Source organism: Bacillus sp. z14 (2026), assembly GCF_058313575.1.
This window is the reverse complement of record NZ_JBZFQK010000006.1, coordinates 65,901-79,253: the sequence shown is the minus strand read 5'-3', so window position 1 is coordinate 79,253 and position 13,353 is coordinate 65,901. Positions and strand designations below refer to the sequence as shown.

13 protein-coding genes are annotated in these 13,353 nt (G+C 37.6%); 1 reads left to right on the top strand and 12 read right to left on the bottom strand.

Annotation, left to right across the window (positions count from 1 at the left end; translation table 11 throughout):
* The 12 genes from AC4G3O_RS16825 to AC4G3O_RS16770 form a co-directional block, all read right to left on the bottom strand.
* Nucleotides 1-936, bottom strand: a complete 936-nt coding sequence (locus tag AC4G3O_RS16825) for a type II secretion system F family protein (protein WP_077248199.1) — start codon at nt 934-936, stop codon at nt 1-3.
* Entirely contained in the window at nt 929-2,281 is a 1,353-nt protein-coding gene (locus AC4G3O_RS16820; protein WP_066109852.1) for a TadA family conjugal transfer-associated ATPase, read from the bottom strand. Before AC4G3O_RS16820 ends, AC4G3O_RS16825 begins: the two co-directional genes overlap by 8 nt.
* Nucleotides 2,282-2,311: 30 nt before the next feature.
* Nucleotides 2,312-3,469: a CpaE/TadZ family protein gene (locus AC4G3O_RS16815; protein WP_066109856.1), complete on the bottom strand. Its 1,158-nt coding sequence runs from the start codon at nt 3,467-3,469 to the stop codon at nt 2,312-2,314.
* A gap of 50 nt (nt 3,470-3,519) precedes the next feature.
* Nucleotides 3,520-4,308, bottom strand: coding sequence for a Flp pilus assembly protein CpaB (gene cpaB / locus AC4G3O_RS16810; RefSeq protein WP_066109859.1), 789 nt, complete (start codon nt 4,306-4,308; stop codon nt 3,520-3,522).
* A gap of 523 nt (nt 4,309-4,831) precedes the next feature.
* Nucleotides 4,832-5,710, bottom strand: a complete 879-nt coding sequence (locus AC4G3O_RS16805) for an ROK family protein (protein WP_140462275.1) — start codon at nt 5,708-5,710, stop codon at nt 4,832-4,834.
* Between the two features lie 17 nt (nt 5,711-5,727).
* Nucleotides 5,728-6,438, bottom strand: coding sequence for a GntR family transcriptional regulator (locus tag AC4G3O_RS16800; protein ID WP_066109866.1), 711 nt, complete (start codon nt 6,436-6,438; stop codon nt 5,728-5,730).
* 100 nt (nt 6,439-6,538) lie between these two features.
* Nucleotides 6,539-7,924, bottom strand: coding sequence for a glycoside hydrolase family 1 protein (locus AC4G3O_RS16795; RefSeq protein ID WP_139063889.1), 1,386 nt, complete (start codon nt 7,922-7,924; stop codon nt 6,539-6,541).
* Nucleotides 7,925-8,058: 134 nt separating this feature from the next.
* Nucleotides 8,059-9,369 carry a PTS cellobiose transporter subunit IIC gene (celB, locus tag AC4G3O_RS16790; protein ID WP_066109871.1) on the bottom strand — a complete coding sequence of 437 codons (1,311 nt, stop codon included), beginning with the start codon at nt 9,367-9,369 and terminating at the stop codon, nt 8,059-8,061.
* A 47-nt stretch (nt 9,370-9,416) separates the two neighbouring features.
* A complete protein-coding gene (locus AC4G3O_RS16785; protein WP_066109874.1) occupies nt 9,417-9,746 on the bottom strand; it encodes a PTS sugar transporter subunit IIA in 330 nt (109 codons plus the stop codon).
* Nucleotides 9,746-10,057 carry a PTS sugar transporter subunit IIB gene (locus AC4G3O_RS16780; RefSeq protein ID WP_066109877.1) on the bottom strand — a complete coding sequence of 104 codons (312 nt, stop codon included), beginning with the start codon at nt 10,055-10,057 and terminating at the stop codon, nt 9,746-9,748. Before AC4G3O_RS16780 ends, AC4G3O_RS16785 begins: the two co-directional genes overlap by 1 nt.
* Nucleotides 10,058-10,390: 333 nt before the next feature.
* Complete coding sequence (locus tag AC4G3O_RS16775; protein WP_140462274.1) at nt 10,391-10,882, bottom strand: pyridoxamine 5'-phosphate oxidase family protein; 492 nt, start codon at nt 10,880-10,882, stop codon at nt 10,391-10,393.
* Between the two features lie 218 nt (nt 10,883-11,100).
* Complete coding sequence (locus AC4G3O_RS16770; protein WP_140462273.1) at nt 11,101-11,934, bottom strand: MBL fold metallo-hydrolase; 834 nt, start codon at nt 11,932-11,934, stop codon at nt 11,101-11,103.
* A 283-nt stretch (nt 11,935-12,217) separates the two neighbouring features.
* Between AC4G3O_RS16770 and AC4G3O_RS16765 the strand changes: the two genes are divergently transcribed.
* Complete coding sequence (locus AC4G3O_RS16765) at nt 12,218-13,255, top strand: NAD(P)/FAD-dependent oxidoreductase (RefSeq protein ID WP_140462272.1); 1,038 nt, start codon at nt 12,218-12,220, stop codon at nt 13,253-13,255.
* Nucleotides 13,256-13,353: the final 98 nt, after the last annotated feature.

The following is a 13,353-nucleotide window of genomic DNA, read 5'->3' as shown; positions in this document are numbered from 1 at the left end:
TTACACCTTTATATTCGTGATTTTTCGAATCAAGAAAAACGAAAGTACAACACCCGCTGCAAACAAAACAAGTAATACAATTCCCGGTCCAGTCCATAGCGGATCTACAAAGCCATCCACTGAAGCGTTCATAATCAAGACGAGAAACACAGGCATTGCCGGAACAATAAATGAAATATATTTTTGCTCGGCTGTCATGGTTTTAATAGATTGATTAAGGATTTTGCGATCCTCAAGTGTGTTGGACATGGATTCTAGGATCGCTGCCAAGTTACCACCAGTTTTCTTCTGAATGAGCAACGTCGCTATAAACAGTTGGAAATCCCGTGATTTATTTTGTTTTTGAATAGAACGCAGGGCGTATTCCAATGGGACCCCCAATTTCAACTCCTGCGAAATTCTTTTAAATTCTTTTCCTGCCGGTGCGGGTGTTTCTTTCGCCACCAAATCGATTCCCTGAGTTAGTGTCATACCCGATCTGGCCGCATTTCCGAGCAAACGACAGATATCTGCCAGTTGGTCATTAAAGCGTTCTTCATATTTATTTTTCCGGACCATGAATAAACCGGAATGGGCACCTAGTAAAATCAATATAGGTATGATTACACTAAGAGGGAAGGGGATTTTAAACATATTTGTAAAGACCAAAACTAGTCCCAGGAATCCAAGCAGATGAAAGCCAAGATATTCAGATGGGGTTAATATAAGATTTGCATTATGTAATTTCTCTGCTAAAACTTTAGCCCGATCTGTTTTGTCGTATTTATCACCCAAACCGACAATAAAGCTTTTACGTTTTTCTTCTGGATACCAGGTTGCCAGCTTCTGTTTCCATTCACGTTTTTGGGCACGGTAGCCAAGATAAAAATAAATGCCAACTATAAAAGCCAACATAGCCACACCAGCAGTGAGAGGGATGTAAAGCATTTCATTCATACACCAATTCCTCCTCCTTTGGCCTAAAGATTACTTCATCCAAGTGAATACCGAATATACGAAGTCTCTCGAGTGCTTTAGGAACTAAGCCTGTTGCAGTATGGTATCCCAATACCTCTCCATTCGCTCCCATACCTGTACGTTTAAAATGAAAGATATCTCTGATTTGAACTTTATTTTGTTCATCAACGCTTACTTCAGATATATGGGTGATTTTCCTTTTCCCATCTGATAAACGCTCAGCTTGAATGATATAATCCAAAGCCCCTACAATATACTCCCTTACAATATGTGACGGTAAATCCATTCCCGCCATAATTACCATTCCTTCAACCCTGCTCAGTGCATCTGATGGGGAATTGGCATGCACAGTCGTCAACGATCCTTCATGACCGGTATTCATAGCCTGCAGCATATCAAATGCTTCCGATCCCCGTACCTCTCCGACAATAATCCTGTCAGGACGCATCCGTAGGGCATTTTTTACTAATTGTCGGATCGTAATTTCCCCACGTCCCTCAACATTTGCAGGTCTTGCCTCCAGTCCGACTACAGATCCCCGATTTAATCGTAGTTCAGCTGAATCTTCTATTGTAATAACTCGTTCATGAATCGGTATGGACTTTGCAACAGCATTCAGAAAAGTAGTTTTCCCACTTCCTGTTCCTCCAGAAATCAGCACATTCATTTTTGCTTCAACTATGGCCTGAAGGAAGGTCGCCATAGTTTCATCTAGAGAATCAAAATTCAATAAATCCTGCATCTCAAATGGTGTTTTACGAAATTTACGGATAGAAACCAATGTCCCGTTTAAACTGATTGGCGGGATAACAGCGTTTACACGGCTGCCATCCGGAAGACGAGCATCGACCATTGGAGAACTTTCATCTATCCTTCTCCCAAGAGGAGCAACCACTCGGTCAATAATATGTCTAACATGGGCTTCGTCTCTAAAATTGACATCTGATCGTTGCAATCTTCCCTGTTTTTCAATAAAAACTTCAGCGGGGCCATTAATGAGTATTTCTGTAATTGAATCATCATTGAGCAACGGCTCTAATGGACCAAAACCCACTGATTCGTCGATAAGCCTAGCTAACATCGTCTCTTTATCGTACCGCGGGATCACAACTTTTTCTTCAGACATAAATGCGCTGATTAAGCGTTCGATTGTGAGCCGCTTTTCGCCTTCAGATAATGCTGTTAGCGTATCTAAATTGGTTTCAGTTAGAAGTCTGGTTTTGTAATGTTCAACCAATTCATCGATATAGGGATTTGATTGCAAGGAATTATACGTAACCTCTTTTTCAATTGTTACGTCCCTTTTTTTATTAAAAAGTGCCATAATCTGCTCTCCTTCCAAATCGCCATTCGATTATTTCAATAAGCCGGCAACCCATTTTTGAACATCCTTCGCTACTGCAGGGAGCCGCTTTTCCTTAGCTTCTTTTCGAATAGGTTCACCTTTATTAATGGAATGAAGAACACCCTTTATATCCTTTTTAATTTCTGCGGCAATCGGATATTGAATGAATCTACTTAAATCTTTGCCATTTAATTCGCTATCTTTTCCTGTTTTATTGATAATGATTTCCATACGTTCATCTAAATGAATTCCCAGGCGTTTGAAGAGTTCCTCTACACTTTTAAACACACGTATGGAAGGAGTATCAGGTGTAATAACATAGAAGATTTTATCTGCTTCTTCAATTGCAGCAAATGAGGCAATATCAATGTAGCTAGGTATGTCAATAATGACAAAATCAAAACTTCTCTTGCAAGCTCTGATTAGACGTTGAACATAGTCTTCATCTATGGACTCTGCAACTTCTGTGTCTCTTGGACTCAATAAGACTTCAAGTCTCGAAAACTTCTCTTTCTCCGTCACGTTTCGAATATGGCTGTCATTAATCTCTTGTATGACAGGTTTCAAATCGGCAAGTGAACGGTTCGTTTCAATCCCAAGATAAGTTTCAATTCCTCCGTACTGCAAATTTAAATCCAGTAAGATTACTTCCGCAGTTGAATCGAGCTTCAAGGTTTGAGCAAAGGCGGAACTAATGAAGGTCGTACCGCTTCCCCCTTTTCCACTATAAAAAGCCAAAACTTCTCCTCGTCCCCTTGAAAAGATAGACGAATTTACAGCCCCGCTCGCTTTGTTAGTTTTGGTCATTTCTTTTAACGTTTGAAGCCTTTCTGATAATAAATTAATTTCATCGGGGATAACTAAATAATCCAATGCGCCCGCACGCAAAACTTCTCTCACTAATTGAAAATCCTGAATGGAATTCAAAAACATAACCAGCGTTTCAGGACTTGTCCTTTTAATCTTTTGTATGACCTCTATTACTGGCGCTTCCTGTCGATTGAGAACTAAAGCAATATCTATGTGCTCGCCATCTTCTAACTGCTGGATAACACGGCTGGTTGATACCAGTGTAAATTTGGGATACTCAGACAAAATATCCTTTATAGCTGTATAAATACTATTATCTTCATCTCCTATTACCAGCAATGATAATTCTTCATTCATAAAACCTTCCCCCGCCATCTCTAGAAAATAGGTACAAACTAATTTGTTTTTTATTCTTTCTCTTTATCCTTAGATGTATCTTTTCCAGGATCTGCTTCCTTATTTTTTTCATCTTCTTCAGTCTTTTTTACCTCTGGCTCCTTCTTTTCTACCGGTTTTTGCTCAACTACTGCCTCTTCTGTTACCACCGGTTCATTTTTCTTTGCGGCTTCAGGAGTCTCCGTAGCCTGACCTACATTTGATTTAATAATCCGGACACTGTCTGCGTAATTCTGCATATGTATTAATTCCGGAGCCTTGTCCAATGGAATCTCCAGTTGAACACCCTGAAACTTATTATCTTTTTTGGCTATACGGGCTACTTTTACGTCTTTCATAAATATTTTAGTTTGAGCCTTATTCCCTTCCAATTTATCTGAAACGATAATATCTACACGATCCAATGCTTCCAATGCCTCATCGAATAGGACTCTTTCATCCGACATCATCGAAATCAATCGATTATTTTCTTCTAATACTACAGAGGCTTGTTTAAGAATATTCTTAGAGATGACGTCCCCTTTACTTAGCGGAACGACTAATACCTTATTTTCTAAATCACTGACATTTGTAATATGGTATTCCTCCAAATACTTCTTTGGAATATCTTTTGTCGTAATCATAGTAGGCTTTAATTCCTGTCTTGAAGAAATATCTTCATTAGCTGCATAAACGGATACAACTGTCCCTAAATCATTGTTTAAAGCCTTTACCTTCTGCAATACAAAGAATCCGGCCAAAATAGCTAAAAATAAAGATAATAGCATGAATATAATAGCTTTCCTTTTTGACTCTAACATCGGTTCCCCTCAACCCCTCTTTCCTTTACATAAAATCACAAAATATTCACTTTAATAGAAATTATTATAACTTTTTACATAAATTGCAAATAATTTAATAGAATAAGATGTTAATTGGTAAAAAAGTAATATATGACCCCCTCTTTCATATACTTAAACCTAAATTTGATAATTTTGTGACATTTTTCGTTAAGATATTTTTAAATACCCTTACATTAATTGGATAAACTAGTGCATTTTTACTATTTATTAAAAATAGCATTTGTTTTTTATAGTTATTAAAGTCTAAAAAATTAGGGATTGAATTGTAAATATATTGGGGATTTAATAGCAATCACTTGAAGAGGAGAGCAGAGATATAAAGGTCGTTTACTAATAAAAATAAACAATTTTACCCTTTAATTTTTATATTCGAAAAATAAAACTAGATATGTTGACTCAATAATTTTAACTCAAACTTATTTTCAGCCAGGACTATAGAAGAATCAAAAAAAAGACGTGTCCAACCTGGACACATCTTCCTTTATTTACCTTGAATAGCTTGATCAGCAAGAAGGAGTGAGCCAACTACGCCTGCATTGTCACCCAATCCGGGAGAAACGATATAAGAATCGATGGCTGTATCCAGTTCAGGTAATACAACATATTGATTAAGTAATTTTTTTAAATGGTTATAGATAATCGGGAATACATGCTTTTGCTTCATAACCCCGCCGCCTAAAATAATCTTCTTTGGAGATAGGATTAAAATATATTGCATAAGGGCTTGAGCGATATAAAACCCTTCCATCTCCCAAACTTCTTCCCGCCCTTCCAGGTTAACCGCTTTTTGGCCCCAGCGTGCTTCAATCGCGGGTCCCGCTGCTAATCCTTCAAGGCAGTCTTGATGGTATGGACATTTCCCTTCGTAGGTGTCCATTTCATGGCGTCGAACTAGGATATGCCCCATCTCCGGATGAGATAACCCCTGTAGTAACTTTCCGTGCACAACTGCTCCTGCACCAATTCCGGTACCCACCGTAATATACAAACAGCTGTCCAGTCCTTTGGCAGCACCTAAGGTGGCCTCCGCCAGTGCAGCAGCATTTACATCCGTATTAAAACCAATTGGAACAGATAACCGCTGCCTTAATTCCTTAACAATCGGATAATCTCTCCAGGCAAGTTTCGGTGTTGCGGTAATGGAGCCGTATGTAGGACTATCGATATTTACATCAATTGGACCAAAAGAACCTACACCAATTGCATTTAGCTCATACTTTTCAAAAAAAGCGAATACCCGAGGCATTGTTTCCTCAGGTGTAGTGGTAGGAATCGTTATACGTTCCAGAATAGTTCCTGCCGAGTCTCCTACAGCACAAACAAATTTTGTACCACCCGCTTCAATCCCACCTAATAACATGTGAGCACCTCCCATAATTATCTTACTGCTACTGATATGAATGTAAAACGGTCATAGCGATGCCTGGAAAACGAATACTCGAATGGAATACCAATATCTAGATGACCAATTTGTTCTACTTCTAGTATTGGATCATGTTCACCACAATGGAGATATTTTTGATCCAACTCATTAGATTTAGAGGCTCTTATCTTCCTGTGAGCTCCACCTATCTTTAAATTCAACTTATTTTCAATGTGATGATAAATAGAATCATGCAGTACTTCTTCATTGATATCAGGAATCAAGTTGGAGGGCATATACGTTTCTTCAAGCACATACGGCTCATCCTCCACTATTCGTAAACGGATAATATGATAAACAGGTGTATTCATGCTGACTGAAAGGTTTTTGGCGATTTCTTCAGAGGGGAACTGGATATTAAACTCAATTACTTTGCTGACTATTTTTCGATCCTTCATTAAATTGGATAACCCAACAGTCTCATCACTGAGGACATTTACATTGTGATTCTGCATAGAAGATTGGATGATAAATGTACCGTGGCCACGTTTCCGATAAATCATCCCTCCCTGTGCCAAGATATCTAATGCTCTTTTCATTGTCATTCTGCTGCAATTAAATTCGCGGCATAAACTATGCTCATCCGGCATCATTTTATCAACCGGATAATATCCACTTTTAATTCGCTCTCTAATTTCATCTGATATAGTAATATACTTGGACATGCTACACCCTTCTTTTTCTAAACTTGTCTTTTTATAACATTCTCTCTTTCATTATAAAAAGAAGAAGATAGCCAAACAAGACTATCTTCAACTATCTTACTTAAAAACCATTATTTTTAGCTACCTCTTTATACCAATATCCACTTTTCTTAATGGTTCTTTCACCATCTTTATCTAAGTTTACGGAAACAAAACCATAACGATTTTTATAGGCATTTGACCAGGACCAGTTATCCATGAACGTCCATAAATGATATCCTTTTACATTGGAGCCTTCCTGGATTGCAGCATGAACCCATTGAAGATGGCCCTTGATAAAATCAATTCGGTAATCATCCTCAATCATTCCGTCAGCATTACGGAATTTTTCTTCTCCCTCTACACCCATTCCATTTTCAGAAATGAAGCATTCGATATTACCGTAGTTATCTTTCAAATTAATTAGAATATCGTATATTCCTTTTTCATAGATTTCCCATCCACGATGAGGATTCATTTTACGTCCAGGCATAACATAATTATCAAAATAGTGATCCGGCATAAATGGACCATCAGGATTCGGCATATGTTCTTTTGCCTTCACACGGCGCGGCTGATAGTAATTGACTCCAAGCAAGGATACTGTATTATTCTTAATTAACTCCAAATCCCCTTCTTCAATGACTGGCATGAAATCTTTTTCCTTCAGAATTTCAACCAACTCTGCAGGGAATTCACCTTTAACTGTTGGATCAAGGAATGACCGGTTAAAGAATGCGTCACAAATAACAGAAGCTTTTACATCTGCTGGATGCTGACTTCTCGGATAGGATGGGGTCAAATTCAAAACGATCCCAACTTTTCCATCCAGACCAAGCTTCTTATAGGCTGCAATTGCTTTGGCATTTGAAAGAATGGTATGATATGCGACTTGTACAGCATTTCGAAAATTCACTTCATTAGGATAGTGGAAATCATACAGGTATCCGCCTTCTACAGGTACGATCGGCTCGTTATGCGTAAACCATTTCTTAACGCGATCACCAAATGTTTCGAAACAAGTAATTGCATATTGTTCATAAGCATCAACTACTTTCCGATTTGTCCATCCGCCAATCTCCTGCATAGCCATTGGCATATCAAAATGGAATAGCCCAACAAATGGCTCAATATCATTTGCAATCAGTTCATTAATAACATTGTTATAAAATTCTACTGCTTTTTCATTTACTTGGCCTGTCCCATTCGGAAACATTCGTGACCAGGAAATAGACATCCGGAAGGAGTTGTGCCCAATTTCTTTCATTAATGCGATATCTTCCTTATATTTATAATAAAATTGGGATGTCTTTTCAGGTCCAACTCCATTAAAGAAGCGATTTGGCTCAACTTCATACCAATGGTCCCAAATATTTTTACCTTTTCCATCTACATCAGCCGCACCTTCAGTTTGAGTAGCAGAAGCAGCTGACCCCCACCAGAATCCTTCAGGAAATTGATAGTCTATTTGATCGTTAGTAGTTTTCAAAAAAATCCATCCTCTCGTCTCAAAGTTGATTCGTCTGTGTAGCTTAATGAGTAAGGAGACTAGCAGTAAAAGATATCTCCCTTCACTACTAGTCTTCTATTCAATGATATTTTTTATTTTTGTGCAGATGCTGCCGCTTCCGCTTCTGCCTCTTGTTCTTTTTTCACGTTAACGCGGTCAATGACTTTCAGGAATGGAAGCCATATCGCAAATACAATAGCGAAGTTTACTAGCTGTAAAATAGAACCCGCAATCGAGTTAGTTGCTAAATATCCGCTGAATCCAATTGGTACAGTCCATGGAACCGTTACGCCTGTCGGCGGTGGTACAAGACCAGTACTCATGGCAAAATAGGTAACAGCTGTCACAATCATTGGTGCAAGAACCCAAGGGATTAAGATCAATGGATTCATAACAATTGGAAGACCGAAGATAATTGGTTCATTGACATTGAATACACCAGGCAAACCGCCTAATTTAGCTACCTGTTTCATTTGTTTGGATTTAACAAAGACGAGAATGGCCAATACTACTGCCAAGGTCATACCTGTTCCGCCCATCCCTACTGTAAACGTATCCATAAATGGCTTCGAAATAATATGTGGTAACTCTTTACCTGCATTAAATGCAGCTACATTCTCTAAAGCCAATGTATTCCAGATAGGATCCATGACGGAGTTCATGATAATTTGACCGTGGAGCCCAAAGAACCAAAGGATTTGAATAAAGAATACAACAACTAGGGTTGGAATAATGCCACTGCCTAAGCCAGTAAGTGGTTCTTGAATAATCTTATAAATAACATCATGAAGATTTGTATTAAATGCTAAAGTTACGATTCCTTGTATCGCTAGGAAGAAAGTTAATGTAATAAGTGCTGGAATCAATGCCGCAAAAGATTTGGCTACTGCCGGTGGTACACCTGCTGGCATTTTAATCGTAATATCTTTTTGAACAGCTTTTCGGTAAATTTCACCTGCTACAAAAGCAGAAATCATACCAAGGAACATTCCTTTTGCTCCAAGACGATCTAGTGAGAGAACGCCTGTAATTGTTTCTCCCCCTTGTGTTTCAACCACAAACGGAGTCAGGAATAAAAAGGATGCAAGAGCAACTACTCCTCCAAATACAGCCTCAACATCATAGCTTTTTGATAGATAATATCCGATACCGAATACAACAAACACAGACATAATATTCATGGTTGCACTGCTTGCCACACCAAAAGTATCGCGGAGTGTTGTAATCGTGCCGTCACTTAAAAATGAATCCAAGAATGGTAGGTTTAATAGAACGACTACGATGGAACCGAACACGGTCAGTGGAAACGCTAACATAAAAGCGTCACGTAGGACACCTAAGTACCGGTTGTTATTCAGTTTACCTGCGATTGGCATAAGAAATTGACTAATTTTTTCAAACACGGGTCTTCCCCCTCAATTTAGGAATAATAGTAATAACCTAAAACTTTTTAGCCTTTAGCCTTAAAAATTTCCAGTATTTCTTTTACTAACTCTTTCATCGTTAAAGTAGACATCAAATGATCTTCCGCATGCATTAACAGCATAGAGAATTTCGTTTTTTCTCCTGATGCTTCCTTTTGGACCATTTGGAAATGAATATCATGAGAGATACTAAGATCTGCCTCAGCCTGCTTTAATAAGTCATCCGCTTCTTCAACATTACCTTCCCGGTAAACCCTTAACGACTGAATAATCTTACTCCTTGCATTACCGCTGTGTAAGATAAGCTGAAAGCTAACCTGTTCTTCTGTTAGTTGTTCAATTTGCAATTTTTCCATTACTTATCACCTATAAGGGAAATCGCTTGTTCATATGCTTTTTTACCATCTGCCATTCCATACGCCATCATATCGATTACATCCACTCTAATGCCATGTTTGTCTGCTTCTTTTTGCAGGTCAGCTTTAAGGAAACTCATTTGAGGGCCAATTAATACGACGTCTGCATCTGCCATTTCAGCTTTTGCCTTATCCTGACCTACTGCCCAAATTTTTGCATCCTCACCAATTGATTTGGCATGCTGCTCCATTTTAGTAACCAGTAAACTAGTTGACATACCTGAACTGCAAGCTAATAAAATTTTTCTCATATTTAAAACTCCCTTTATAGTAATATGGTAAAACCGCTTACATTTACTATTATAGACAGTTAGATTTAAATGTCTAGTCATTTGATAAAAAATGAATAAATTTTATGAAATTTCTATACTACTAAATTCACAGAATGTTCACTCTGAATGATATAAGATGAGCTATTAATGAGTGAAAGTACCTGAATTAAAGTGCATATTGTTGAACAGCAATCTAATAAAATAACGAACATCGCCTTTAAGATTCCTTTACAATTATCCAAGAAAAAAGGTATAGAAAAAGGGCATACCTACTTTAGGCATGCCCTTTTTCTATGCAATATTTAGTATTTTCTATTTTAATTCAATTGTTTCATTTATATTCTCTGTATCTGATTCATTCTTTGTTAGCTTCTTATATAAATTAACAATGTTTTTAGTGAGATTTCCGGTTTCCCAATATTCTGCTGCTTCTGCTTCTACCTTAATTAAAATGATATTTGGGTCATCCACACTTGTTTCCAGTAGCTTTTCATAGGCTGCATTCCAGAGTTCTTTTTTCTTGTTAATGTCATTTACAATTTCAGCTTTACCTCGAATAGAAACATAGGATCTACCGGCATACGCTACATTGACTTCCGGACGTTCCAGCACCTCTTTATATTTATCTGTTTCTTTCTTTGTAAAAAACCATAGATCCCCATCAAATTCGACTTCCTGAGTTTTCATTGGACGAGAAATCAATCCTTCACTAGTCTGTGTGGTGAGCATTGCAGTATCTACATCTTTAATTAACTCTCTTAATTTCTCCAACTCTTGTTTGTTCTCATTTTGAACATTTGACATGAAATCACCTCTTTGGATTTTATAGGTATTTTACCCTTCCACTAACCTTTTAATCGTGATATTGGTATTTAACCTGTAATTTACCACCTATTAATGACTCTGGGTTTCAAATAGTTGATGGCAGGGCAATACATCATATCCTATAGAGGACTTACATTAAAAAATCCGAATCTGTGGAACTATGCTCAAGACCCAAGATTTATCTATGTTAAATTACTTTATTTTAAAGCGATATTTTCTTCATCATACTTTAAAAGAACCGAATTTATAATATGAATGGAATCCCATTCTCCTTGTGAAAATTTCGTAATAGGATAGTTTCTTGGGAACAGGGATTCTTTGATTTGATATGGTGTTTTCCCCTCTTTATACTGTGTAATCACTTTTTCCTGAATCTCCAACAAATAATCCAGTTTTCTTTGTAATGCGATACGCCCTTTCTTTAAAAAGCCTGAGTGACAGCAATACACCTCTTCAAAATCATAGGTTAAGACATGCTTTAATGAATGAATGATAGCCGGTACACTTTCCTCCCGTAACACAACCTTTGTCCGAGGCTGACAATATAAATCCCCTGTAAACAACTGTCCGGTTTGCCGATTTAAAAAAGATAGGTGATCCTTTGAATGGCCTGGAGTCTCAATCACGTCCCATATAGCATGACGAGAGGCAAATGTTTTACCGATTTCCGTACCCTCAAATGGTTTTCGTCTACCCCAAAAAAGTTTGCGATACAATGGATAATCTGCTTTTTTGCGGCAATAATCAATCATCATCTTATTCATAAGAATGGGTACTTGATACTTCTGCTGTAAAAAAGCTGCACAACCTGTATGGTCTTCATGATAATGTGTTACAACAACCTGATCTATCTCCAAATCATTAAAAAATGGCCAAAATTCCTTTTCAATTGATTGAGCACCCGTATCAATTAAAACTCCATCCACACAAAAAACATACACATTCATATGTACATTAAGTAACGAAATGGTTCCATTCCCCGTCTGCACTCCATTTACCATCTCTGTTGTAAAGCTCTTTTTAGCTATCATCCCACTCCTCCTTACCGCGATTATTCGTTAAATATTATCACATAATGAATCATTATTCATTATGTGATTTACATGTGAGGAAAAATGTTTATTAATTTTAGGATTCTATCTTCTGGCATAGGTGTAGGACAGCCATTGAATAGCTGCTTTCCTACTCCTCTAACTTCCCTGTCGTACATCTATGGCTTGATCAAATTATAAATTCTCATTGATAATGAGAATTATTATCAATATAATGTACTTAACTACTAGTTCCATCTTTTGTAATAAAGGAGGGTTTTTAATGCCGGATATTTATGATGTAACGATTGTTGGCGGAGGACCAGCGGGTTTGTACAGTGCGTTTTACAGCGGTTTACGAACCATGAAAACAAAGATTATTGAATCTCAGACAATGCTGGGAGGAAAAGTTAATATCTATCCTGAAAAGATGATTTGGGATGTCGGGGGATTGCGTCCTATGCGTGGGGAGGAATTCGTTAAGGATTTGATATCACAAGGATTAACCTTTGAACCTACCGTATGTTTGAATACTAAAGTTGAATATATTACTAAAGAAAATGGATTATTTACTCTTATAACAGATAATGGCGAGAAGCATATATCAAAAACCGTTATTATGGCAAATGGCGGAGGAATTATCTCTCCACAAAAGCTGGATATAGAAGGTGCATCAAAGTACGAGCTTACTAATTTACACTACACCGTTCAGCGAATAGAGCGTTTTAAGGATAAGCATGTCTTAATTTCCGGTGGAGGAAATGCTGCTATTGATTGGGCTGCAGAATTACTGCATGTCGCAGAGAGTGTGACGGTTATTTACCGTAAAGATGAACTGACTGCACACGAGGCTCAAATCAAAAACTTGCAGGAGAACCATGTAGAAATCATCCTCAATGCTACCATTACTTCTTTAGTAGCAAATAAGGAAAACCATGCGATTGATCAAGTGATTTTAGAGATTAATGGTGATAATAGAGCGATTGCTGTTGATGAAGTTTTAATTAATCATGGCTATAATCGCGAAGCTTCTCTCGAATTTGAAGATGGCTTGCAGCCGGAGATGAAGGATGATTACTATTATATCGGTACACCCAAAGGCGTTCTTTCCACAGAAGGAATCTTTGCAGCCGGGGATATTATATCTTACGAAGGAAAAGTAAATTTATTGGTCGGTGCCTTCCAGGATGCTCTCAATGCTGTCAACAGTGCCAAAGTTTTTATTGAACCTTCAGCATACGATACTGCAATGGTCTCATCACATAATGAAGTATTCAAAGAACGGAACGAATTATTATTAAAAGAAGAGCTTGGAATTTAATACAGAATCTATTCTGGAATTTAACATTTAACCATACATAAAGCTGGTAAATACGTAATTTTATCGGCTTTATTTAGACTTTTATCAATATCCCCACC

Excerpts from the sequence above, each read along its gene's own strand:
- AC4G3O_RS16825 (WP_077248199.1), bottom strand. The coding sequence starts at position 936 with ATGAATGAAATGCTTTACATCCCTCTCACTGCTGGTGTGGCTATGTTG.
- AC4G3O_RS16820 (WP_066109852.1), bottom strand. The coding sequence starts at position 2,281 with ATGGCACTTTTTAATAAAAAAAGGGACGTAACAATTGAAAAAGAGGTT.
- AC4G3O_RS16815 (WP_066109856.1), bottom strand. The coding sequence starts at position 3,469 with ATGAATGAAGAATTATCATTGCTGGTAATAGGAGATGAAGATAATAGT.
- cpaB (WP_066109859.1), bottom strand. The coding sequence starts at position 4,308 with ATGTTAGAGTCAAAAAGGAAAGCTATTATATTCATGCTATTATCTTTA.
- AC4G3O_RS16805 (WP_140462275.1), bottom strand. The coding sequence starts at position 5,710 with ATGTTATTAGGTGGGATTGAAGCGGGTGGTACAAAATTTGTTTGTGCT.
- AC4G3O_RS16800 (WP_066109866.1), bottom strand. The coding sequence starts at position 6,438 with ATGTCCAAGTATATTACTATATCAGATGAAATTAGAGAGCGAATTAAA.
- AC4G3O_RS16785 (WP_066109874.1), bottom strand. The coding sequence starts at position 9,746 with ATGGAAAAATTGCAAATTGAACAACTAACAGAAGAACAGGTTAGCTTT.
- AC4G3O_RS16780 (WP_066109877.1), bottom strand. The coding sequence starts at position 10,057 with ATGAGAAAAATTTTATTAGCTTGCAGTTCAGGTATGTCAACTAGTTTA.
- AC4G3O_RS16775 (WP_140462274.1), bottom strand. The coding sequence starts at position 10,882 with ATGTCAAATGTTCAAAATGAGAACAAACAAGAGTTGGAGAAATTAAGA.
- AC4G3O_RS16770 (WP_140462273.1), bottom strand. The coding sequence starts at position 11,934 with ATGATAGCTAAAAAGAGCTTTACAACAGAGATGGTAAATGGAGTGCAG.
- AC4G3O_RS16765 (WP_140462272.1), top strand. The coding sequence starts at position 12,218 with ATGCCGGATATTTATGATGTAACGATTGTTGGCGGAGGACCAGCGGGT.